The organism is Janthinobacterium sp. GMG1, assembly GCF_034427795.1.
In the GTDB taxonomy this organism is placed as follows: Bacteria; Pseudomonadota; Gammaproteobacteria; order Burkholderiales; family Burkholderiaceae_D; genus Janthinobacterium.
The window spans coordinates 129634-153823 of record NZ_JAXQNT010000010.1 but is presented as its reverse complement, the minus strand read 5'-3'; the positions used below and the strand labels follow the sequence as shown (position 1 = coordinate 153823).

The following is a 24190-nucleotide window of genomic DNA, read 5'->3' as shown; positions in this document are numbered from 1 at the left end:
TGGAAATCAAGAGGATGGTGAAGCAATAAGGTAAATTTACTACAAATTCGACGATGGGCGTTTCCCGGGCCGGGAAGCGCGAACTACGCAATCTGTGCGGTGCCGCCGTGGCCGCCCCAGGAAATACATACCATGCAAATGAATGAAGTGAAAGACGAGCTGCTGAGCAGCGATATCCGCCAGCTGGGCCGTCTGCTGGGCGACGCCATCCGCAACCACCTGGGCGACCCCGCTTTCGAGCGCATCGAACATGTGCGCCAGCTGGCCATCCGTTTCCGCCGAGACAATGATGAAGCGGCGCGCGCGCAGCTGTCGGACGCGCTGCAAGCGCTGTCGCAGGAAGAAACCACGCAATTGACGCGCGCCTTCAGCTATTTCTCGCTGCTGGCCAATATCGCGGAAGACCAGCATCACATCCGCCGCACGCGCGCCCATTTGATCGCCGGCTCGCCGCCGCGCCAGGGTAGCCTCAGCCATGCCGTCGGCAATGTGTTTGACGCGGGCAAGGCCGATGCGCTGGAAACCTTCTTCGAAGATGCGTTCGTCAGCCCCGTCTTCACGGCGCACCCGACGGAAGTGCAGCGCAAGAGCATCCAGAATTGCCAGATGGCCATCGCGCGCCTGTTGAGCGAGCGCGACCGTGTGCAAATGACGCCGGAAGAAGCCGAGCAAAACGAAGAAGCGCTGGGCCGCGGCATCGTCACCCTGTGGCAGACGCGTCTGCTGCGCACCAGCAAGCTGTCCGTCATGGATGAAGTGGCCAATGGCCTGTCATTCTACGACCACACGATTTTGCGCGAATTGCCGAAATTATATTCCTCGCTGGAAACCATGCTGGCCCAGCGCGACGCCCGCTGGGAAGATGCGGAATTACCCAATTTCATGAAGGTCGGCAGCTGGATCGGCGGCGACCGCGACGGCAACCCGTTTGTCACGGCCGACATCCTGCGCAGCACCCTGCAAACGCAGGCCGACAAGGTGCTCGATTTTTACCTGGGCGAATTGCGCAAGCTCGCATCGCAGCTGTCGCTGGCGCAAATACTGAACGCCTGCAGCGAACCGCTGCGCGCGCTGGCGGAACGCTCGGCCGATGCGTCGCCGCACCGCGTGGACGAACCGTACCGCCGCGCCTTGCATGGCATCCATGCGCGCCTGGAAGGCACGCGCGTCGTCTTGTGCGGTAAAGGCAAGCAAGCCGACGGCGTACAGCCCTACGCGGCCGCTGCCGAGCTGCTGGCCGACCTGGACGTGGTCCAGCATTCGCTCGTCAGCAATGGCTTGCGCGCGCTGGCCCGTGGCCGGCTGCGCCAGCTGCGCCGCGCCGTCAAGGTTTTCGGTTTCTCGCTGGCGCCGCTGGACTTGCGCCAGAATTCCGACGTGCATGAGCGCATCGTGGGCGAACTGTTCGCCGGTGCCCAGCCGGGCCTCGTCTACCTCGACCTCGATGAAGAGCAGCGCGTCAGCTTGCTGCTGGCCGAGCTGGAATCGCCACGCCTGCTGACGTCGCCGTATGCGCAATACTCGGATGAAACGACGTCCGAACTCGACATCTTCCGCGCCGTGCGCGAAGCCCATGTCAAATACGGCAAGGAATCTGTGCCGAACTGCATCATCTCGAAGGCAGCCAGCGTCTCGGACTTGCTGGAAGTGGCCTTGCTGCTGAAAGAAGTGGGCTTGCTGCGCCAGGACAGCCGCGAAGTGGATGTCAACATCATTCCCCTGTTTGAAACCATCGACGACTTGCGCGCCGGCCCCGCCATCATGGCGCGCGCCTTCGGCTTGCCGTTCTACCGTGGCTTGCTCGAATCGCGCGCGGACCAGCAGGAAGTCATGCTTGGCTATTCCGACAGCAACAAGGACGGCGGCTTCCTCACCTCCGGCTGGGAACTCTACAAGGCCGAGATCGAGCTGGTGACGGTCTTCAAGCAATACCAGATCAAGCTGCGCTTGTTCCACGGCCGCGGCGGTTCCGTCGGCCGCGGCGGCGGACCCAGCTATGAAGCCATCCTGGCCCAGCCGGCCGGCGCCGTGCAGGGACAGATCCGCCTGACGGAGCAGGGCGAAGTCATCACGGCCAAGTATGCGAACCCGGAAGTGGGGCGCCGCAACCTGGAAGTGCTGGTGGCCGCCACCATCCAGTCGACCCTGCTGCCGCAGGCACAGCTGCAGCCGAAGGCTTCGGCCGGCGCGGGCCACCTGACCGCGATGGAAGAGCTGTCCGGCACGGCCCTGAACGCCTACCGCGACCTCGTCTACGGCACGGAAGGCTTTGAACAGTATTTCTGGGAATCGACGGTGATCGCGGAGATTGCCGCCCTGAATATCGGCAGCCGTCCCGCCTCGCGCAAGAAATCCACGTCCATCGAGGATTTACGCGCCATTCCCTGGGTCCTGAGCTGGGCGCAATGCCGCTTGATGCTGCCGGGTTGGTTCGGTTTCGGTTCCGCCGTACAAGCCTACCTGGCCGCCCATCCCGCCGATGGCGCGGACGTGCTGCGCGGCATGTACACGGACTGGCCCTTCTTCACGTCCTTGCTGTCGAACATGGATATGGTGCTGGCCAAGAGCGACATCGCCATTGCCGGCAAGTATGCGGAACTCGTCAAGGACAAGGCCTTGCGCGAGGCCATCTTCACGCGCATCCGCGCCGAATACGCTGCCACCCTGGACGCCTTGAAACTGATCACGGGCCAGGAAGAGTTGCAGCAAGCCAATCCGCTGATGCAGCGGTCCATACGCAACCGTTTCCCGTATATCGACCCGCTCAACCACGTGCAGGTGGAGCTGTTGAAACGCTTCCGCGAGGGCAAGCAGGATGCGGCGGCGCGCACGGGGATACATTTGTCGATCAATGGCATCGCGGCGGGGTTGCGTAACAGCGGTTAATTTTTAGGGCAGACCCGCCGAAATTCCGGGGTCAGACCCGCCGGGTCTGACCCCAGCTTTGTACTTGGGCTAGTTTTAAGTAAAAAACAATAAGGAGACAGCATGACCATCAAAGTTGCCATCAATGGCTATGGCCGCATCGGCCGCAATGTCTTGCGCGCGTTTTATGAAGGCGGCAAGCAGCAGGATATCGAAATCGTCGCCATCAATGACCTGGGCGACGCCAAGTCGAATGCACATCTGACGCGCTACGACACGGTACACGGCAAGTTTCCCGGCGTCGTCACCATCGATGGCGAGAACATGCTCGTCAATGGCGACCGCATCCGCGTCTTCGCGCAGCGCGATCCGGCCCTGATACCGTGGGGAGAGTTGGGCGTTGATGTGGTGCTCGAATGCACGGGTTTCTTCACGACCAAGGAAAAAGCCTCGGCCCATTTGAAGGGCGGCGCGAAAAAAGTCATCATTTCCGCACCGGGCGGCAAGGACGTGGACGCCACCATCGTGTTCGGCGTCAACCAGCACGTGCTGAAAGCCACGGACACCGTGATTTCCAACGCGTCGTGCACGACGAATTGCCTGGCGCCATTAGTGAAACCGCTGAACGACGCCATCGGCATCGAATCGGGCCTGATGACCACCGTGCACGCTTACACGAATGACCAGGTGCTCTCCGACGTGATGCATGAAGACTTGCGCCGCGCCCGTTCGGCCACGCATTCGATGATTCCCACCAAGACGGGGGCGGCGGCCGCCGTCGGCCTGGTCTTGCCGGAACTGAATGGCAAGCTCGATGGCTTTGCCATCCGCGTGCCGACGATCAACGTGTCGCTGGTCGACCTGTCTTTCATCGCCAAGCGCGACACGACGGTCGAGGAAGTCAACGCCTTGCTGAAAGCGGCGTCGGAAGGCGCCCTGAAAGGCATCCTGACGTACCAGACGGAACCGCTCGTTTCCATCGATTTCAACCACAACCCGGCTTCGTCGAACTTCGATTCGACCCTGACCAAGGTTTCGGGCCGCCTCGTGAAAGTGTCGTCGTGGTACGACAACGAGTGGGGCTTCTCGAACCGCATGTTGGACACCACGGTCGCCCTGATGGCGGCCAAGTAAGAACGTAGTACCGCTGATCCAGCGCACCAGGACGGCCGGCCCACAAGGCTGGCCCTTGTAGCAACTTATTTTAGAAAGCAGCAACCATGACCATGCAAGTACAGCAACGCGCCACCAAGATCGTTTCCACCATCGGCCCCGCTTCGAACGACATCGATACCCTGGTCCGCATGTTCAAGGCCGGCGTCGACGTCGTGCGCCTGAACTTTTCGCATGGCAAGGCGCAAGACCATATCGACCGCGCCCGCATGGTGCGCGAGGCGGCAGCCCTGTGCGGCCGCGAAGTGGCCATCATGGCCGACTTGCAAGGCCCGAAAATTCGCGTGGGCAAGTTTGAAGAAGGCAAGATTTTCCTGGAAAACGGCGCCAAGTTCATTCTCGACGCGAAATGGGGCGAGAACGGCGAACTGGGCAACCTGGAGCGTTGCGGTCTCGACTACAAGGAATTGCCGCGCGACTTGCGCGCCGCCGACGTATTGTTGCTCAACGACGGCCTGATCGTGCTGACGGTCGACAAAGTCGTCGGCAGCGAAATCCATACGACCGTCAAGATCGGCGGCGAATTGTCGAACAACAAGGGCATCAACCGCCAGGGCGGCGGCTTGTCCGCGCCGGCCCTGACGGCCAAGGATATGGAAGACGTGAAGACGGCGATGAGTTTTCAGGCCGATTACGTGGCCGTGTCGTTCCCGAAAAATGCCACCGACATGGTCATGGCGCGCCAGCTGGCCAACATCGCCGGCGAAGCGTGGGACCACAAGCCGATGATGATCGCCAAGATCGAGCGCGCGGAAGCCATTCCAGCGCTGCAAGAAATTCTCGACGCTTCCGACGGCATCATGGTGGCGCGTGGCGACCTGGCCGTGGAAGTGGGCAACGCGGCCGTGCCCGCCTTGCAAAAACGCATGATCAAGATGGCGCGCGCGTCAAATAAACTGGCGATCACGGCCACGCAGATGATGGAATCGATGATCGTCAACGCCGTGCCGACCCGCGCGGAAGTGTCCGACGTGGCGAATGCCGTGCTCGACGGCACGGACGCCGTCATGACGTCGGCGGAAACGGCCTCGGGTCGCTACCCGATCGAAACGGTGGAAGCGATGGCCGCCATCTGCCTGGACGCGGAAAAGTGGGATACCTGCAAGCTGGACGCCGATTTCCTCAACGCCACGTTCTCGCGCATTGACCAGTCGATCGCGTATGGCGCCCTGTTTACGGCCCATCATTTGCGCGTCAAAGCGATTGCCACCCTGACGGAATCGGGTTCGACGGCACTGTGGATGAGCCGTTGCAACATCGATATCCCCATCGTCGCGCTGACCCCGAGCGTGGGTACGCGCCGCAAGCTGGCCCTGTACCGCAACGTCAGCACCCTGGAACTGACGTCCGGCACGGACCGCGACAAGGTCTTGCAGCAGGCGGAAGATTTGCTGGTCGAGCATAAAGTCGTGACCAAGGGCGACACCGTCGTGCTGACCTGGGGCGAGCCGATGGGCAAGGTCGGCGGCACGAATGCGCTGAAAATCATGAAGATCGGCCAGCACTGACCGTCTCGCCCGCCGCCAGTTGCCTGCAGCCTTAAGAATGGCTGAAAAACAGGCGGTTGGCCGCCCACCGCAATGGCAGATGCCCAATCTGCCATTGCGGTCGCCACATTTCCGTGTCAGCATGGCTTTCCTGCCTTCCAAGGCGATCTGGAGTTCATGATGATCGAGTACTTGCCTGCCTTGATCTGGTCGCTGTCGGCCTTCGCTTGCCTCTTCATCGCCAAACGCCGCGCCTTACGAATAACGGCCATCCGTGCCGTCATGGTGACTTTCCTGGGGCCGTTTGTCATTCCCTTCGTGCTGGCCGCAAGGCCCGAGATGCACGGCTAAGCGTGTGGCCTGTGCGCGTTCCTCTTTGCTATATTCAAGTTTTTAGCTGAGGACTGCCCATGCAGCGCAGCGCGCCACGGGGCTGTGGAAGGTGACGCCCACCACCTCGCCATTTTCCTGGGAAATCTGCGTCGACCACGCGCGCGTCCGGACGCCAGGCTGGCCGTCACCTTCAAGGGCGACCTGGCCAGGGCATATACCTTGAGCGCCGACGCCACCGTGCAAGTCAATGGCAAGAGCAAAGTGCAGCGCACGGAACTGGCGGCCATGTTCCAGGGCGCTTGTCCGGCGGGCTTGGCGCCGGGCGCGAAGAAAATGCGCGGCGGCATGCTGATGAAGAGCTTGTATACCGACCGCTAGAAGATTGCAGCCACGCTGAAACAACAGTTTCCAAGGATAGGCAGGCGCCGGCATTGACGCCGGAGCCAATGATTTGTGATAATGAGAATTATTATCAATTAGCCGCGCCTTGCCTTGCGCGCATCGGAGTCCCCAGTGAACATTGCGCAGTCCAGCGAGTCGATAGCCGGCATTTACAGCCACCACCATGGCTGGCTGATGCGCTGGCTGCGCGCCAAGCTGCAGTGCGCCGACCATGCGGCCGACCTGGCACAGGATACCTTCGTGCGCCTGCTGACGGCGCCGCCGGAGAACCGGCAAAGCTTGCGCGAGCCGCGCGCCTATCTGACGACCGTGGCGCAGCGCCTGCTGATCGACCATTACCGACGCCTGTCGCTGGAACAGGCCTGGCTGGAAACCCTGGCGCAACAACCCGATCTGCTGATGCAGTCGCCGGAAGAGCGGCTGCTCGTGCGCGAAGCCTTGCAGCGCATCGACGCCATGCTCGACGGCTTGCCGCCGCTGGTGCGCAATGCCTTTCTGCTGGCCCATGTCGACGGCCTCGGCTATGGGGAAATCGCCCGGCGTCTGGCCGTGAGCGAGCGCAGCATCAAGCGCTACATGGTGCAGGCGTTCGAACGTTGCATCCTGCTGATCCTGTGAGCTCCACCAGCACGGCGGCCATCGATCCCCGCGCCGCGCGCGCGGCAGCGCAATGGCTGGTGCGCCTGCACGCGGGCGCCTTGACGCCCGACGAGCAGCAAGCGTTCCAGGCCTGGCGCGCCAGCGATCCCGCGCACGAAGCGGCCTGGCAGCGGGCCGAACTGGTGTGCAGCACCCTGTCCAGCGTGCCGTCCGCGTTGCGCCAGACGGCGGACGCGGCGCCGAAGTCGCCGCAGCGGCGTGCCGTGCTCTACGGCCTGGCGGGGTTGATCGCGGCCGGGCCGGCGCTGTGGCTGGCCAGCCAGTCGGCACCCTGGCAAGCGTGGCGCACCGACATCCGCACGGCCAGGGGCGAAATCCGCCACATGACATTACCCGACGGCACGCAGCTGGTGCTCAATACGGACACGGCCATCGACGTGCATTTTGATGACACGACACGGCTGGTGGACTTGCATGCGGGCGAACTTCATATTGCCACGACGCACGACAGGGCCGTGCCGGCCCGTCCCTTCCTCGTGCGCAGCAGCAATGGCGCCGTGCGCGCGCTGGGCACGCATTTCAGCGTGCGCCAGCGCGGCAGCGTGCTGGCGCCGCGCACCGAGGTGAGCGTCAGCGAAGGCGCCGTCGAGATCGCGCCGTCGCGGGCGCCCGAGGCCTTGCGCAGGGTCGATGCGGGCCGGCAGGGCAGTTTCGACGACGTGGCCGTTTCCGCCTTGACGCCGCTGTCACCTCATGCGGATGCCTGGCTGCAGGGCGTGCTGATCGCCGAGCGCATGCCGCTGGGCGAGGTGCTGGAGCAGGTGGCGCGCTATCGCTATGGCGTGCTGCGCTGCGATCCGGCGCTGGCGGCCATGCCCGTGGACGGCATTTTCCAGTTGAACGACCCGGACAACATCTTGCTCTTGCTGCAAGGTTCTTTGCCGATCCGGCTGGCGCGCCGCACGCGCTACTGGATCAGTGTCGAGGCGGCGTAAGCCGACATGCGCGCAATTTGCTTTTTCCCTGTCCCTTTTTTCGGATTGCTTCGTCATACAAGGTAGAGAACGAACAATCCGAACCATCGAAAGGGTCCACATGGCTTTGCAGCACCGCAGTTTGACAACAGCACGCATGACGCTCCATCCCACCACCGGCGCCGTGCGCGCCGCGCTGGTCCTGCTGCTCGCCGTGGGCACGGCCGGCGCCACCTTGCCGCAAACAGCGCTGGCCGCGGAGGCCAGCCCGGCCGCCAGCCAGCGCGACTACAGCATTCCCGCCGGCAACCTGCGCAGCGCACTGGCATCGTTTGCCATCGCCGCCGGCGTCAACCTGTCCACCCAGGGAGTGGCGCTTGACGGCCTGGTGACACCGGGCTTGCAGGGGCGCCACGGCGTTTCCGCCGGCCTGCAAAAACTGCTGCAAGGCAGCGGCCTCGAAGTGCTTGATAACGGCAATGGCAATTACCTGTTGCGCAAGATCAATACCAGCACGGCCGATGGCGGCCTGACCAGCATGCCTGCCGTGGTCGTCAGCGCCGAGGCTGACCGCGCCACGGAAGGCACTGGCCTATACACGTCGAGGAATATGTCGACGGCCACGGGCTTGAACCTGTCGCAGCGCCACACGCCGCAAACGGTCAGTGTCATTTCGCGCCAGCAAATGGAAGATTTCGATCTGACCACCCTGCAGGACGTGGCGCGCGCCACGCCTGGCCTGTATGGCAAGACGCAGGGCGTATCCGACCAGGAAACCAGGTATTTCGCGCGCGGCTTCGCCTTGAGCCATGTGAATGTCGATGGTTTGCCGCTCGACGTCACGGATTTCAATGAGCGCAACGTCTCGGCCGACATGCTGATGTACGACCGCGTGGAAGTGGTGCGCGGCGCCACCGGCCTGATGGAAGGGGCGGGCGCGCCGTCGGGCAGCATCAACATGGTGCGCAAGCGTCCCACGGCCACGCCCTTGCTGGACGCATCCATTCACCTGGGCAGCTGGAAGGACCGGCAATTGACGGTGGACGCCAGCAATGCGCTGAACGACTCGGGCAGCGTGCGCGGGCGCGTGGCGGCCAGCCTGCGCGACAGCGACAGCTTCGTCGACGTGGTCAACAACAAGAACAGCACCGTGTATGCGATCGTCGAGGCGGACCTGACGCCATCGACCACGGCCGGCATCGGTTTTTCGCGCCAGCACAGCCGCACCGGCGGCGTGTTCGTCGGCTTGCCGACCTTGCCCGATGGCCGTCACATGGACTTGCCCCGCTCGACTTTCCTGAACAATGCTGATTCCTTCCAGAAACGCGACAACAATGTCGTCTTCGCCGACCTGGAAACAACGCTGGAGAAGGGCTGGCGCAGCCGCTTTGCCATCACGCATATCGACGCCTCTTCGGATACGCGCAATACCACCAACAGCCGCGTCGCTGGTGAAACGTATCTGCTGGAACAGTCGGAAACGGGCTGGAAGTACGGCACGCAACAAGTGGTGGCGGACTGGCGCTTGAGTGGCCCCGTCACCTGGTTTGGCCGCCAGCATGACGTGATCGTCGGCGCCAGCTACCGCCATGACGATTCGGACGCGGCCCAGAGCTGGGAAGGCGCGCAAACGCGCGTGATCGATATCCGCCGCTGGAATCCGCGCGCCTACCGCATGAACGGCGCACCATTTGAGCCGTACAACTGGGGCCGAAAACGGACGAGAAGGGGCTGTACGCGGCAGGCAACTTCAGCCTGGCCGATCCGCTGCGCCTGGTGCTGGGCGGGCGCTTCGGCTGGTATGCGCAGGATGTCACGGGCTGGTATGCCAGCAATCCGACGTGGCGCCGCAGCCTGACGGAGAACGCGAAATTTACGCCGTACGCTGGCCTCGTCTACGACCTGGACCAGCACCACTCCATGTATGCGAGCGGCACGCAGATCTTCCAGCCGCAAAGCGTGCTCGATGTCAAAGGCAATACCTTGCCGCCGTTGAGCGGCACCAACCTGGAAGTGGGCGTCAAGGGAGAATATTTTGGCGGCAGGCTCAACGCCAGCGGCGCCTTGTTCCGCATCCGGCAAAACAACCGCGCCATGACCGATGAAGTCAATTGCCCCACGGGCGGCCCCATCTATTGCGCCCGCGCGGCCGGGCAAGTGCAGAGCGAAGGCGTCGACTTGCAATTGTCGGGCTCACCATTGCCGGGCTGGCAGATTTCGGGAGGCTACACCTATGTGCTGGCCAAGTACACGAAGGACAGCGTGGCCGCCAACGTCGGCCAGCGCATCGCTACCGATGAACCGAAGCAATTGTTCAAGCTGTACACGAACGTGCAGCTGAACGGCAGCCTGGCGCCATGGAATGTGGGCGCCTCCGTGTATGCGCAGGACAAGATCTACCGACGCGATACGGCCTACCTGACGCGGCAGGGCGGCTACGCCATCGTCGGGCTGACGGCCGGCTATCGCATCAATGAGCAGCTGCAGCTGCGCGTGAATATCGATAACGTGCTCGACCGCCGCTACTACCAGGCGCTCGGCTATTCCTGGTCGGGCGGGCTGGAGCGCTACGGCGCGCCGCGCAGCGTGCTTGTCTCGCTGAACTACAAGATGTAGCGGCTGCGCCAGCAGAGCGCGCCCGTCCGGGCGCCTCTGCTACACTGCCGCCGTCTTTATCTTTCCACTTTGCCATGACCGCCATCCCTGTCCTTACGCCCCTGAAAAGCGCCTTCCAGCAATCGCGCGCCGAGAATAACATCGAGCTGATCCTGCCTGAACTGCTGGCCGCGCAATTGCACGTCGTCATCGGCGGGCAAAGCGAGCAGATCGACCTGTTCCTCGTGCCGTCGCCGAATCCCGAGCGCCAGTGCGTCACGGTGGCGGAAGATATGGCCTTCCTGGCCGGTATCAATTTCCCCAAGATTCCCGTCACGGGCGCGCAGCTGATCGCCTCGATTCCGGCCGAGATCGAAATCGTCCTGCTGCATGGCGATGGCGCCAATTACCTGACGCGCGAGCAACTGGCGTGGTTCCGCGGCATGCTGGCGCAGAACGCTTGAGCGGCATTCCCGCCAGGCGCTTCAAGCCGGCGCGTGCGGAATGGATACGCTTTGCGCCGGCCGACGATGCAAGCTCGCAAGCGGCGATGATGGCCAATCTGCGTCCCGTGCTGTGGCGCAGCGTGCTGCTGGGCGGCTGCGCCCTGATCCTCGCCTTTGTCGGGCAAGCCGTCTGGCGCGATGCGGCATACGCGGGCGAGGCAGTGCTACTGCTCCTGCCGGCGCTGGCCGCATGGATCGTCGCCCTGTTCGTGCTGACTGGCCCCGCTCTGTCTTTTCATGTCGAGATCAACGACGCCGGCCTGCTGCTGCGCCGGGTGACGCGGCGCCTGCCTGGCCATGACAAGGTGCTGCAACTGGCGCCGCGGCAGATACGCGCGCTCGAGGTGGTCACCTACGCGGGCGCCGTGAATGTCTACCGCGGCGGGCCGCCGATGGCGCGCGTGGAGCTGCTGCTGCACACGACCCTCGGCGACTGTCCGCTGATCCGCGTGGTGGGCATGGATCTGCCCGTGCCGCAGCGCTGGTCGTTGCGGCAGATCAAGGACGAGCTGAGCCGCCGCTGTACACTGGCCGGTATCCCTGTGGCCGTGCGTGCCGGTCCGACTTATCAGGCATCTGCCGCCATACGCGCGCAGTGGCCGCCAGCTTGAACAGACGAGCGCTGTCGCATCGCAACCTCAGAATATTGCATTTCTTGTCATAGTATTGCTGAAGTCCTATGAATATGTTCGCAAAGCAACTATACTCATGGCTCTTTAAAAAATCATCGTCACGCTGGCGGCCAGCCATCCGCGCCAGAGTTCGTACGCATTCCGCTTTTTCCCTCTGTAAAAAGCACCTTTCCCCCGCGCGGCAGGCGCGGGCGTGATGACCGAGCCTTGCCCTGGTCGACTGCTACCGTTGTCTTTTCCGCTGTGTTGCCGCTTTAGTAAAAAGCGTGGCGCCGGCGCGCGCGGTGCGCCGTCATGTTTTGCGACGTCACGTTTCACTCTATTGAGTTCACGACAGTATGCTGAGTTCCATCTTTGCCGTATCGACCGATACCATGCAGTACATCTATGGCACGCACAATGCGTGGCTGGTGCTGTTTTCCATCGGCATCGCCATCTTTGCCTCGTTCATGGCCTTGCAGATCGCCGGCATGGCGCGCAGCAGCGAGCGCGGCTTCCAGCGCCAGACGGCCATCATCACGGGCGCCATCGCGCTGGGCGGCGGCATCTGGTCGATGCACTTCATCGGCATGCTGGCCTTCGACATCTGCACGCGCGTGTCCTTCGACCCCAGCCTGACCCTGCTCTCGATGCTGCCCGGCGTGGCGGCCTCGTGGGTGGCGCTGCACATGCTGGCGCGTCCGAGCATCAACTGGCGCCAGCTGGTGGTGGGCGGCGTGCTCGTCGGCGTGGGCATCGGTTCCATGCATTACAGCGGCATGGCCGCCATGCAGACCTCGCTGACCCTGCATTATCAGCCGTGGCTGTTCGCCCTGTCGCTGGTGGTGGCGGTCGTCATGGCCATGCTGGCCCTGTGGATACGCTTCGGCCTGAGCGCCATGCGTTTGCGCCTCACTCCCCTGGCGTCGTTGCTGGTCAGCAGCGTCGTCATGGGGTTGGCCATTTCCGGCATGCATTACACGGGCATGCTGGCGGCGCGTTTTTCCGGCACGCCCACGGCGGGCGACAACACGATCACGGTGCAAGCGTCGTTCGTGGCCCTGGCCGTGGCCCTGATCACCGTCACCCTGACCGTCTTCGTGGCCGCCGCGAATGGCTTGCTGCGCTACCGCCAGCTGCTGCGTCATGCGAATGCCAGCGAATCGCGCCTGCGCGCCATCGTTGATACGGCGGCCGACGGCTTGATCACCATCGATGGCCAGGGCAAGGTGCGCTCGTTCAATCCGGCCGCGGAAAGCCTGTTCGGCTGGCGCGAAGCGGATATCGTGGGGCGCGACGCCAGCGTGCTGCTGCAGCAGGCCGACGCGGCCGAGTACGAGGGCTATCTGCGCGACTACCTGGAAACGGGCGCCTCGCGCATCCTCGACAGTGGACGCGAACTCGATGGCTGCCACAAGGATGGCACGGTGCTGCCGATGCGCGTGGCGATCGGCAAGATCGACACGCCTGGCCAGCCCCTGTTCGTGGCGTTTGTCACGGACATGCGCACGTCGCGCAGCATGGAGCAGGCGCTGAAAGACAGCGAGCGCCAGTACCGCACCCTGATCCGCAATATCCCCGGCGTATCCTTCCACTGCAGCTTCGCGCCCGAATGGAAGATGATCTTCATCAGCGACGCCGTTTTCAACCTGACGGGCTGGATGCCGCAGGACTTCGCCGAAGGGCGCGTCAGGCTGTTCGACCTGGTGCACCCGGACGACCGCCAGCGCGTCAACGACACCTGCGTGCAGGCGGCCGGCGAAAAGCGCGACTTCGAGAACGTCTACCGCATGATCCACCGCGACGGGCGCGAGCGCTGGGTGCGCGAAAGCAGCGGCCCCGTGCTCGATAACGACGGCGTGGTGCGCTGGATCGACGGCGTCATCCTCGACATCACGGAAAGCGAATTGCGCAACGCCGAATACGAAGGCAAGGTGACGGCCATCTCGCGCGCGACGGCCGTTGCGGAGTTCGACCTGCAGGGGCGCATCCTGGCGGTCAACCAGAACTTCCTCGACCTGGTCGGCTACCGGCTCGACGACGTGCTGGGCTTGCACCACAGCATTTTCTGCGAGGCGGGCTATGTGACCTCGCCCGATTACATCGCATTCTGGCAGCACCTGGCGCAAGGTGAATTCAATACGGGCGAGTACAAGCGCATCGGCAAGGATGGCCGCGAAGTGTGGATACAGGCCTCGTACAACCCGATCTTCAACACGGACGGCAAGCCGTTCAAGGTGGTCAAGCTGGCCACGGACGTGAGCGAACGGCGCGCCATGCAGGAAAACCTGCGCGCAGCGAAAGACCGCGCCGAGCTGGCCGCCGAATCGAAGACCAGCTTCCTGGCCAACATGAGCCATGAAATCCGCACGCCGATGAACGCCATCATCGGCTTCACGGAAGTGCTGCTGGGGACCGCCCTGGACAGCCTGCAGCGCCGCCACCTGGGCACGGTGCGCCAGTCCGCCCGTTCGCTGCTCGAGCTGCTCAACGACATCCTCGACACGGCCAAACTGGAAAAGGGCGCCACCGAGCTGGAACTGGTGGACTTCTCGCTGCCCGACCTGGTCGATCACGTGGCCGCGTCCCTGCGCGTCACGGCGCATGCGCGCGACCTGGTGCTGCATGTCGATGTCGATCCCGGCATGGGCCAGTTCTTCCTGGGCGACGCGCGCCGGGTGCAGCAGGTGCTGACGAACTTGATCGGCAACGCCGTCAAGTTCACGGAAGTGGGCCATGTGCGCGTGGCTGTCGACATGCAGGGCGAGCAGGTGCATATCGCCGTGCACGACACGGGCATCGGCATCCCGGCCGACCGCCTGGATAAAATCTTTGCCCCGTTTACGCAAGCCGATTCCTCGATGAGCCGGCGCTTTGGCGGCACAGGACTGGGCACGACGATTTCGCTGCAGCTGGTCGAGCTGATGGGGGGCACCATCACGGTGGAAAGCACTCTGGGCGTGGGCAGCGTGTTCCACGTGCTGCTGCCGCTGGCGCCGGGCAAGGCCGTGGCGCGCCGCAGCGAGCAGCCCGTGGTGGCCTTGCCGCCGCTGCGCATCCTGGCGGCCGACGACGTGCCGCAGAACGTGGAGCTGCTGTTGATCAGTCTGGGCGCGGCCGGCCACCAGGTGATCGCCGCCAGCGATGGCGAGAGCGCCGTGCGCGAGTTCAGCAAGGGCAGTTTCGACATCGTCCTGATGGACGTGCAGATGCCTCGCATGGATGGCCTGGAAGCGACGCGCCTGATCCGCGTGTTCGAGCGCGAGCAGGGCCTGAAGGCGACACCCATCATCGCCCTGACGGCCAGCGTGCTGGAACAGGACCGGCGCGCCGCGCAGACGGCCGGCATGAACGGCTTTGCTTCGAAGCCGCTGGAAATGCACAAGCTGACGGCGGAAATCGCCCGCCTGCTCGATATCGCCGTGGCCATGCCGCCGCCGGCATCGGGCGCGGCGGCGAGAGTGGCGTCCGGCCAGGTCGACTGGCAGCGCGGCATCGCCCTGTGGGGCGGACGCGAAGCCTTGCAGCGCGCGATTGGCCGTTTCGTGCAGGCCAATGGCGATTGCGCCGCCATGCTGGCGGCGGAACTGGAACGCGGCGGCAGCAGCGTGGCCGGCCATCTGCTGCACCGTATCAAGGGCGCGGCGGGCAACCTGTGCCTGGTGCAGCTTGAAAGCCTGCTGGGACGCATCGAGCAAGCCATCGCGCGCCAGTTGCCGGTGACGGAATTGCTGGTGCAGCTGGCGGCCGCCTTCATGGCACTGGCCGGCGAGCTGGAAGAGGTGGGCCTGCCCGTCGTGGCCATGGCGGCGCCGGCCGCCAGCGCGCCCCTCGATGCCTCCGCTGCGGGCGCCTTGCTGCGGCAAGCCATCGCCAGCCTGGAAGGCGGACAGCTGGACGACGCCTTGATGGCGCAGATTGCCGCCATGCTGGCGCCGCACGGTCAGCAGCCGCGCCTGCAGGCGCTGGCCAGCGCCATCGATGACTTTGAATTTGCACGCGCCGCGGGCGTGCTGCGCCAGCTGCTGGCGTGGCTGGAAACGCCAGCGCCTGCCGACCTTTCCTGATACTGGGCTAACGATGACCTTACACGAAGACAAACCGATCCTGCTGCTGGTCGACGATGAAGCGACGAATCTGCAGGTGCTGCGCCAGATTTTGCAGGACGATTACCGCCTGCTGTATGCCAAGGATGGCGAGAAGGCGCTGGAACTGGCGCAGAACAATCCCGTCGAGCTGATCCTGCTTGACATCATGATGCCTGCCATGACGGGCTATGAAGTGTGCCGCCAATTGAAGGCCATGCCGGCCACCGCGTCCATCCCCGTCATTTTTGTGACGGCCCTGTGCGACGTGAAGGACGAGGCGGACGGTTTCGACGCCGGCGCCGTCGACTACATCACGAAACCTGTCAGCCCGCCCATCGTGCGCGCCCGCGTGCGCACGCATCTGTCGCTGGTGGACGCCGAGGAATTGCGCCGCTCGCGCCTGCAGGTGATCCAGACCCTGGGCCAGGCGGCCGAATACAAGGACAACGAGACGGGCATGCACGTCATCCGCATGAGCTATTACGCGCGCCAGCTGGCGTTGGCGGCCGGCTACAGCGTCGCCAGGGCGGAAGATTTATTGAATGCGGCGCCCATGCACGACGTGGGCAAGATCGGCATCCCCGACGCCATCCTGCAAAAGCCGGGCAAGCTCGATGCGGACGAATGGCAAGTCATGCGCCGCCACGCGGAAATCGGCGCGGCCATCATCGGCGAGCACGCGGGCGGCCTGCTCAAAATGGCGCGAACCATCGCCCTGACGCACCACGAAAAATGGGATGGCAGCGGCTATCCGCAAGGCTTGAAAGGCGAGGAAATCCCCCACGAAGGCCGCATCGTCGCCATCGCCGACGTCTTCGACGCCCTCACCAGCGAACGCCCGTACAAGCGCGCCTGGACCATCGACGAAGCCATCGCCACCATGCAGCGCGACAGCGGCACGCACTTCGACCCGGACCTGCTGGCGCTGTTTGTGGAACAGCTGCCAGCGATGCTGGAGATCAAGGACAAGTGGCGCGAGCCGGTGTAGGGCGCCTCAGGTCAGGGCGGATCCACGCGCAGGCGATCGCACAGCAAGCGTGAGTATGCCTCAGTGTCGCCGAATGGCAGCTGTGAGCACGCCATGGCCTGGCCCAAGGTTGCCATGTGGCGCGATGAAATGCCATAAGCTAGTTTGCCGGGCTGGCGGCGCGATGGATACATGAAACCGTGAATCGCGCCGGCTTCCTGTGCGATGATCTGATCCAGCTGCCAGCCCAGCCATTGGCACCAGCCGTGATCGGGGCTGCGCAATTGATCATAGATGCCCAGCCGGCTGGCGGCCAGCCCTGTCAGATCGAGCAATTGCAGCGGGGCGCTGAATGACAAGGTCGCGATCAGCGCTTGTTGCGCGCCATGCGCGATGTAAAACGTGCCCGGGCGCGTGACGTCGTTGCGGCAAAGCTGGGCTTCCCATGCTGCCGTGTAGGCGTCATCCGCAATATATACCCAGTGATAGGGGAAACCGTCCCGCTCGGCCAGCTCGGCGGGCGGGCCGAAGCGGTAGGTGCGTTCGACCTTCGCGGGCCAGACGGATGCCACGTTCCACGCTGCGCGTACCAAGGGTTGGCCTGCTTGATGGGTGGCAAGATTGCTTAATAATTCAACGCGCAGCGATGTCAATGCCGGCAGGCGCGCAGCCATGTCCGGCGGGACGGGGGACGTTGTATGTCCGAGTTGCATGTTAACCTACGATGTCAGCCATCCCCCTATGCTGCCATTTCGCCACCGCAAGCACCTTGCGCAATCTCTCGTTTGCCGGCAGGTCCAGCAGCGCTTGCTGACTGGAATGCACCTCGGCCCGCGTCTCGAATGATTTGCCCGCAAGCATCTCTGCTGGCGACAGTTCGTTGAGTTCGTCTGCACCACTGACCCAGAAGGCATGGATTTCACTGCTGGGCTGGTCGGCAAGGATGGCCAGTACCGGCGAGATCAGTTCCGGTACGGGCTGGACAAATTGCCATGCAGGAAATTCCTTGCCGATACTGCGCCCCTTGGGCGTCACGCAATAAAACCGATTGTTTTCCACCGCGCGATACAGCGACGCCTGCGACAGTTCCACCCATCCTTGTCCGATGACATCGGATACCTTGAGTTTTGACCCTGGGAGCTGGAGCGGCGTGAGCGGCGGCGGGGCGCCCAGCGAGGCGCGCGCCTCATGGAGCGCCCGTGTGGCCAGGTCGATCAGGCGCGGGCGCTCGGGCCCTTGCGCCAGTATGTCGAGCTGTGCGGTCACGAGGCGCGAGAATTGTTCCACCACCCGCAGGTCGTTATCCGTTAATGCCTGAAGCTCGGGCGCCAGAGTATCGTGATGCAGATGCGCTGTCATGATGATTCCTTTGCAGTAGCGTGGTAAAGAACACTATATACAAGATTCTCATATTTCGCAACTTTATCATGCGATGTAACTTTCGTATCCAGCGATAAAGCATGCGGAAAGAATGCTAAGTGCATCAGGGCAAGGTGTCAGGCATGCGCAAAATCCGCCGTATCTCCAGAATCGCCTGCGGACTTTCCTGCACGCTGTGCCACGAAGGGATGACTTTTTCCGACAGGGCGCTGTCGAGGTGGGCGCTGGCGTAGGGCACCACGCCGTCGCTCGATTCCGCCAGGGGCAGCTCCGGCGTGTCGTTGCCCATGATGGAGTAGTAGTGCACGTTCGGACTGATGGGCAGGTCGGCCACCAGGCGCACGAACGGGTCCTTGTCGCTGAGGTTATCGATGCTGTTGGGGATGCGCAGCGGTTCGCTGCTGCCCGTGTCGAGCTGGGCCAGACTGCCGGCCGCGTCGGACAACTGGTCGAGCATGTTGATGGGCAGTGTGATCAGGTTGGCGATCCAGCGCGCCACCTTGTGGTTGGCGAACGAGGTGCCGCGGTGCGGCGCGGCGATGAAGATGGCGCGGTTCACTTGCGGCATGGCCGTGAAATTCAGGTAAGGCGCCAGGCCCGCGCGCACTTTTTCCGCCTTCTTGCCCTTCAAATTGTATTCTTCCGTGATGGCGTCGAGCAGGGTGTTGCTGGCATCGGAGACCATCAGGCGCGCCAGTACGCCGCCCATGCTGTGGCCGATCAAGACCATGTCGTTGGCCGCGTCGGCCTTGGCCGAAGGGTCGAACTGGGCCAGCGTCGCGTTCAGTGCCTTGCGGATGGCGGCGTTGTTGGCCGCCAGCGGCGCATTGCTCGGGTAGTACACTTGCCAGATCTGGTAGCGGCGGCGCAGCTGTTCGTCGCCCATCAGTTCATTCGCCACATTGATCCACGCTTCCGGGCTGCTGGCCAGGCCGTGCAGCATGACGATGGTGCGCTTGTTCGGGTCGTAGGGCTGCATCAGGTGCACCTGCGGGCGCGAGATGCCGTCGGCGCGGCCGAACAGCGTGCGCAGCGCTTGCACGCCGAAGCCGGAACGGGCCAGCCACAAACCATAGCCGGCCGTGAAATTGGCGGCCACGGGCAGTTCCTGGCCTGCCATGCGCGTCGATTCGCTGCGCGTCGGGTCGACCAGCATCACCAGCAGCTGCTGCGTGGCCAGCACTTCCTGCAGGCTGTTGCCGTCGAAGCGGATCAGCGCCGTGACGACGGGGAAGCGGGTTTCCTGATAGGGCACATACTCGCCTTTCGACGCCTGGGGCTTGGGCATGACGGCCACCAGGTCGGCGCCGAATCCGTCGCGCCGGTACACATTGCGCAGGCCGGAAAACGACAGCGAGGTGGCCGGCAGCAGTTCTTCCGGCAGGGTGCCGTCGTCGGGCAGGCGCAGGGCCGACAATTCGCTGTCGATCTGCCAGCCGGCGACGCGGATCACATGGCCGTCCGGGCGGTATTCGCCCCGGTGGCGGAACAGGTTGCCGACGGCTTTTTGCACGGCATAGTTATAGTAGTCGCGGATTTGCGTCTGGCGTTCTTCGAAGGCGCGCTGGCCCGGCGTGCGCGTCGTGTAGAACAGGTAGGCATACGCATAGCGGGCCGATTCGAGCCAGGCGGCCAGCGTTTCCGCACTCGGGTGGCCGCCCTGTTTTTCTTCCGCCAGCGCGCTTTCCAGCCACAGTTCGGACAGGGTGGCCAGGCGCTGCTCGTCGCTGAGCAGCTCGGAACGGGCCAGGTCGGCGCGGCAGCTGCCCGTATTGGCTTCGCAGGCGGCGATGTCGCTGCCGATGATGCGCAGCACCTCGCTGGCCGAGGCGCTGAGTTTGCCCGTGGTGAGGATGTCGCCGCGCCGCTGCTGCAGGTAGTCGGCCGGCGAGATCGCGCTGACGGTGACGGCGGCGCAGCCGCTCAGCAGCGCCGCCGCGCACAGGAGGGCGCATACGCGCAGACGCCGCATCAGCATGGCCGGTGCGCGCCTAGAACGAGTAGACCAGGGTCAGCGACGTTTGCGTATCCGTGTTCTTCTTGTCATCCGGTACGCGTGTGTCGTTGCGGGCGCTGAAGGCGGCCTTCATCTGCATGGTGCCGTTGATTTTCGTGCTGAGCGCTGTTTCGGCGATCGAGTGCGTGTTCGAGGTGCCCCGTTCCACGCTGACCGTCTGGGTGAACATGGCTGACTGGCTGATCTTCCACTTCATGGCGGCCGCGCCACGCACCGTCAGGCCGTGTTCCGATTCGCCCGCGTCGTTGGTGCCGCTGAAATAGCCAGGACCGACTTCCACGTCGACGCTCTTGTCGCTCGACTGGTACCAGCGCGAGCCATGACCGACGGCCAGGGTCGAGTATTTGGTGTAAGCGCCGAACTTGTCGTTCACGTGCGAGGCCAGCACGAACAGTTTTTCATGGTCGGCCATCAGCTTGTAGGCGGCCTTGGCGGAGGCGGAAAAGCGTTCGGCCGAGCGTTCGCGCACTTTTTCGCCGTCGTCGTTGGTCGTTTCGTCTTCCTTGAAGTAGCCGCTGAAGATGTACTGGTTGCTCCAGTCATCGAGTTCCTGGCGCGCGTCGATCTTGCCCGTGACGGAGGTGCCGACCGTGTTGCCCGAGGTGGTGATGGCGCCCAGTTCGGCGGAGGTGCTCCAGCTGCCGATGGGGATTTCATCGAACAGCATGCTTTGCTTGGTGTCTGCGGCGGCGGCGCTGCCGCAGGTCATGGCCAGCGCCAGTGCGAGAGAGTGGGTCGATTTCATGGCTGTATTGGTTTTTGGCGCGCGCCAGGCGCGCCTGATATTCGTTAGTGGCAGTGGTGGTTTGCAGGCCGCGGCAAGCCGGGAGGCGCCGAAAACATGCGCACATCAGCATGCGCGCGCGGGCGCGGCCAAACATTGTCGAGGCTGTATTGTACCCGACCCTGTCATCGCGCGCCGCACGCGGCGGGGCTGGCAAGTGGCGCGCGCCTGGCGTATGCTGCGCATGTTTGCTGTCCCGATCTTTACAAGGAACTCCCGTGCGCTGCCTGGTCATCGAAGACGAAGCTGAAACTTCCCGCTATATCTGTGCCGGCCTGCGCGAGGCTGGCCACGACGTCACCGCCTGCGACAATGGCATCGACGGCATGCGCCTGGCCTGCGGCGAAGACTGGGATGCGCTGGTGCTCGACCGGCTGCTGCCCGGCGAGATCGACGGCCTGGCCATCGTCGCGCGCCTGCGCGGCTTGGGCCGCAACACGCCCGTGCTGGTGCTGTCGGCCCTGTCCAGCGTCGACGAACGCGTGCGCGGCCTGCGCAGCGGCGGCGACGATTACCTGTCAAAACCGTTCGCCATCGCCGAACTGCTGGCGCGCATCGAGGCACTGCTGCGGCGCGCCGCGCCCGTGCCCGAATCGACGCAGCTGCAGGTGGCCGACCTGGTGCTCGACATGCGCACCATGCGCGTGACGCGCGCCAACCGGCAAATCGCCCTGCAGCCGCGCGAATTTCGCTTGCTGGAATACCTGATGCGCCACCAGGGCCAGTCCGTCACGCGCGCCATGCTGCTCGAAGCCGTGTGGGACTACCATTTCGACCCGCAGACGAACGTCATCGACGTGCAGGTAAGCCGTTTGCGCACCAAGGTGGACAAGGAATTTTCGCCGCCGCTGATTCACACGGTGCGCGGCGTTGGCTACACCCTGGGCGTGATCGACAGTGCGTAACTGGCACCGCTCGATCGCGGCCCGCCTGGCGCTCGGCTATGGCGTGCTGGTGGTCGTCTCGATCAGCATCGTCTGCGCCGTCTTCTATTTCGGCACCATCGGCGTGCTCGATCGCAGCGTGGACCGCAAGCTGACCCTGCTCTCGGAGCGCCTCGCCGCGCTGTACCAGCAGGGTGACAGCAGCCGCACGACGGCGGAAATCGCCCATCTGCTGACCGACCGCACCGACAGCGACACGGAGATCTTCTTGCTGGTGGGCGCCGATGGCCGCCGCGTGGCGGGCAATCTGTCGTCCTGGCCCGACGCGGACAGCCCCGTGGGCCGCTTGCTGCACCGCGACGTCACGCGCGAAGGACGCCGGGTGCCCGCGCGCATGCTGATCCGCGACCTGGAGGGCGGCGCGCGCCTGTTCGTCGGGCGCGACATGGAAGAGGGCAAGTCGATCCGCTCGCTGGTGCTGCGCTCGCTGGCCTATGGCGGCGGGGTGGCCATCCTGCTGGTGGTGGCGGGCGCGTGGCTGTTCCGCCGCCAGCTCGAGGCGCGCATCGGCCAGATCCGCCGCACGGCGGGAGAAATCGAGGCCGGTGACCTGAGCCGGCGCATTCCTGTCGCCAGCGAGGATGAATTCGGCTTGCTGAGCCGCGACATCAACCGCATGCTCGACCGCATCGAACACTTGATGGAAGGCGTGCGCCACGTGTCGAACGCCATCGCGCACGACTTGCGCACGCCGCTGGGCCGCATCCGCAACAAGCTCGATGGCGCCTTGCGCCAGCAGCCGGGCGTGGCCGGCTACGAGAGCGCCGCGCAGGCGGCCATCGACGATATCGACGACCTGACGCGCGTGTTCGACAAGCTGCTGCAGATCGCGGCGGCCGAATCGGGCATGCGCCCGGAGAATTTCGATGACATCGACCTGCAGCAGATCGGCGCCGACATCGTGGAAATGTACGAAGCCACGGCCGACGAGCAGGGCGTGCTGCTGGTGCAGATGTATGGCGAGGGCGTGCCGGCGCGCGGCGACCGCAACCTGCTGGGCAGCGCCCTGGCCAGCCTGGTCGACAACGCCATCAAGTACGCGGGGCCGGGCGCCACGGTGGAGGTGTCGGCCGGCAGCGATGAACAGGGTAGCTGGCTGGCCGTGCGCGACAACGGCCCCGGCGTACCAAAGGAAGAATTGCCGAAGCTGACGCAGCGTTTTTACCGGCTCGACAAGAGCCGCCATTTGCCCGGCAATGGCCTGGGCCTGTCCATCGTGGCGGCCATCGCGGCCCTGCATGGCGGCAGCCTGGAGATCGAGGATGCGGCGCCGGGCTTGCGCTTGCGTTTGCGGCTGCTGCGCTAGCATGGCGTATCGGCACATTACCAACTTGTAACCCCCTTCATTTTCGCCTCCCCCTATCATCCGTTCTACCCGGCGTAGAGCGGCTGCGTGCGCGCAGCCGCCTGTTCCGGGCTGCCCGCGGCCTGCCGCGGCTTGCCTGTTCCGACACGTCGTAGAGCTGTTTTCATGCATACATTTACCGCCACCGGCGACAACGCCGCGCCGCAGCAGGTGCCACTGCGCCAGCATGGTCACCGCCTCAAGGCCGCGCTGGGCGCCATCGTCTTTCCCGTGCAGCGCGCGCGCTGGCAAGCGGTCATCGTCGGCACGCCGGGCCTGGCGGCGCTGGCGCAAGCCCATCCCAGCCTGCTGTACAAGATTTATCGTCCCTACGCCAGCCGCCGGTTGGGCTGCGCGGCGAGGGTGGACCTGCTGTGCGGCCATTACCGTTTCCTGTGGCAGGCGGGCGCACGGGCGCTGGTGGAATACGCGGCGCGGCGCGCACTGGTGCTGGCAGCCATCGAGGGCAAGGATGGCGGCACCTACCGTTTGCAGCTGACGGCCATCCACGATAGCCACCGCGAAGGGGAGCTGTGCCTGCGCCTGACTCGCGACGGCGTGCCGCTGTACCTGGCCAGTTTCCTGTTCCGTCCCCAGCCTGGCGGCGCCGTCATCCAGCTGGGCGCCTTGCAGGGTTTGCGCTCGCCTGCCGGCGCGCAGGCGGTGAAAGAGGCCACGCGGGCGCTGCATGGCTGCCGGCCGAAAAACCTGATGGTGACCGCCTTGCGCGACCTGGGCGATTTTTTCGGTTGCGGCCACCTTGACCTGGTCAGCAACGCCAACCGCATCGCGCTGAATTGGCGCCGGCGCCGGCATATCTCGTGCGACTACGACCTGGCGTGGCGGGAACTGCATGCGCTGCCCACCAGCGACGGCAATTACCGCCTGCCTTGCGGCCCTTGCCGGATGCCGGATATCGAGCTGGTGCCGTCGAAAAAGCGGGCGGACGCGCGCCGCCGCGGCGCCATGCTGGTGCAGATGGCGGCGGACATGCGCTGGCAAGTGTCGGCCCTGCTGCACGCGCAATGACGGCTCCGGGCGGGGTTTCTTGACCTGCGCGGCTTTTTTGCCGTGCAGCCCGGCGCAATCGGCGTGATCGGCGTATACTTGCTGGCGTTG

The 24190-nt window shown here is 64.3% G+C and carries 20 protein-coding genes; 16 read left to right on the top strand and 4 right to left on the bottom strand.

Going from position 1 to position 24190, the window contains the following annotated elements:
- The first annotated feature begins 132 nt into the window (after window positions 1–132).
- The 13 genes from ppc (at window position 133) to SJI03_RS23230 (ending at window position 16622) form a co-directional block, all read left to right on the top strand.
- Complete coding sequence (ppc, locus tag SJI03_RS23290; RefSeq protein WP_322428779.1) at window positions 133–2886, top strand: phosphoenolpyruvate carboxylase; 2754 nt, start codon at window positions 133–135, stop codon at window positions 2884–2886.
- 102 nt (window positions 2887–2988) lie between these two features.
- A complete protein-coding gene (gene gap, locus SJI03_RS23285; RefSeq protein WP_070291450.1) occupies window positions 2989–3999 on the top strand; it encodes a type I glyceraldehyde-3-phosphate dehydrogenase in 1011 nt (336 codons plus the stop codon).
- An 86-nt stretch (window positions 4000–4085) separates the two neighbouring features.
- On the top strand, window positions 4086–5546 hold the full coding sequence (gene pyk, locus SJI03_RS23280) for a pyruvate kinase (RefSeq protein ID WP_199534285.1): 1461 nt from the start codon (window positions 4086–4088) through the stop codon (window positions 5544–5546).
- Between the two features lie 156 nt (window positions 5547–5702).
- Window positions 5703–5876, top strand: a complete 174-nt coding sequence (locus tag SJI03_RS23275; protein ID WP_322428778.1) for a hypothetical protein — start codon at window positions 5703–5705, stop codon at window positions 5874–5876.
- 84 nt (window positions 5877–5960) lie between these two features.
- The gene (locus tag SJI03_RS23270; protein ID WP_322428777.1) at window positions 5961–6236 is read left to right on the top strand and encodes a hypothetical protein; all 276 of its coding nucleotides are present in this window, start codon (window positions 5961–5963) and stop codon (window positions 6234–6236) included.
- A 135-nt stretch (window positions 6237–6371) separates the two neighbouring features.
- On the top strand, window positions 6372–6878 hold the full coding sequence (locus tag SJI03_RS23265; RefSeq protein ID WP_099377330.1) for a sigma-70 family RNA polymerase sigma factor: 507 nt from the start codon (window positions 6372–6374) through the stop codon (window positions 6876–6878).
- Window positions 6875–7855 carry a FecR family protein gene (locus SJI03_RS23260; RefSeq protein ID WP_322428776.1) on the top strand — a complete coding sequence of 327 codons (981 nt, stop codon included), beginning with the start codon at window positions 6875–6877 and terminating at the stop codon, window positions 7853–7855. The genes SJI03_RS23265 and SJI03_RS23260 overlap by 4 nt, the downstream gene beginning before the upstream one ends.
- Before the next feature lie 136 nt (window positions 7856–7991).
- A complete protein-coding gene (locus tag SJI03_RS23255) occupies window positions 7992–9692 on the top strand; it encodes a TonB-dependent siderophore receptor (RefSeq protein WP_322428775.1) in 1701 nt (566 codons plus the stop codon).
- Window positions 9590–10450 carry a TonB-dependent siderophore receptor gene (locus tag SJI03_RS23250; protein ID WP_322428830.1) on the top strand — a complete coding sequence of 287 codons (861 nt, stop codon included), beginning with the start codon at window positions 9590–9592 and terminating at the stop codon, window positions 10448–10450. The genes SJI03_RS23255 and SJI03_RS23250 overlap by 103 nt, the downstream gene beginning before the upstream one ends.
- Window positions 10451–10524: 74 nt before the next feature.
- Complete coding sequence (locus tag SJI03_RS23245; protein ID WP_322428774.1) at window positions 10525–10893, top strand: hypothetical protein; 369 nt, start codon at window positions 10525–10527, stop codon at window positions 10891–10893.
- Window positions 10890–11546, top strand: a complete 657-nt coding sequence (locus SJI03_RS23240) for a hypothetical protein (protein ID WP_322428773.1) — start codon at window positions 10890–10892, stop codon at window positions 11544–11546. The genes SJI03_RS23245 and SJI03_RS23240 overlap by 4 nt, the downstream gene beginning before the upstream one ends.
- A gap of 359 nt (window positions 11547–11905) precedes the next feature.
- Complete coding sequence (locus SJI03_RS23235) at window positions 11906–15613, top strand: PAS domain S-box protein (RefSeq protein ID WP_322428772.1); 3708 nt, start codon at window positions 11906–11908, stop codon at window positions 15611–15613.
- A 13-nt stretch (window positions 15614–15626) separates the two neighbouring features.
- A complete protein-coding gene (locus SJI03_RS23230) occupies window positions 15627–16622 on the top strand; it encodes an HD domain-containing phosphohydrolase (RefSeq protein WP_322428771.1) in 996 nt (331 codons plus the stop codon).
- 11 nt (window positions 16623–16633) lie between these two features.
- Here the strand turns inward: SJI03_RS23230 and SJI03_RS23225 are convergent, their stop codons facing one another.
- From SJI03_RS23225 to SJI03_RS23210, 4 genes are all read right to left on the bottom strand, one after another.
- A complete protein-coding gene (locus SJI03_RS23225) occupies window positions 16634–17275 on the bottom strand; it encodes an RES domain-containing protein (protein WP_322428770.1) in 642 nt (213 codons plus the stop codon).
- A 40-nt stretch (window positions 17276–17315) separates the two neighbouring features.
- A complete protein-coding gene (locus SJI03_RS23220; protein WP_322428769.1) occupies window positions 17316–17960 on the bottom strand; it encodes a hypothetical protein in 645 nt (214 codons plus the stop codon).
- A 124-nt stretch (window positions 17961–18084) separates the two neighbouring features.
- Complete coding sequence (locus SJI03_RS23215; protein ID WP_322428768.1) at window positions 18085–19959, bottom strand: esterase/lipase family protein; 1875 nt, start codon at window positions 19957–19959, stop codon at window positions 18085–18087.
- Between the two features lie 13 nt (window positions 19960–19972).
- A complete protein-coding gene (locus tag SJI03_RS23210; RefSeq protein WP_322428767.1) occupies window positions 19973–20743 on the bottom strand; it encodes a DUF481 domain-containing protein in 771 nt (256 codons plus the stop codon).
- A 257-nt stretch (window positions 20744–21000) separates the two neighbouring features.
- On the opposite strand from SJI03_RS23210, the gene SJI03_RS23205 reads away from it, so the two are divergent.
- From SJI03_RS23205 to SJI03_RS23195, 3 genes are all read left to right on the top strand, one after another.
- Entirely contained in the window at window positions 21001–21687 is a 687-nt protein-coding gene (locus SJI03_RS23205; protein ID WP_099377320.1) for a winged helix-turn-helix domain-containing protein, read from the top strand.
- Window positions 21680–23032 carry a HAMP domain-containing sensor histidine kinase gene (locus tag SJI03_RS23200; protein WP_322428766.1) on the top strand — a complete coding sequence of 451 codons (1353 nt, stop codon included), beginning with the start codon at window positions 21680–21682 and terminating at the stop codon, window positions 23030–23032. Before SJI03_RS23205 ends, SJI03_RS23200 begins: the two co-directional genes overlap by 8 nt.
- 165 nt (window positions 23033–23197) lie before the next feature.
- On the top strand, window positions 23198–24100 hold the full coding sequence (locus SJI03_RS23195; protein WP_099377318.1) for a VirK/YbjX family protein: 903 nt from the start codon (window positions 23198–23200) through the stop codon (window positions 24098–24100).
- Window positions 24101–24190: the final 90 nt, after the last annotated feature.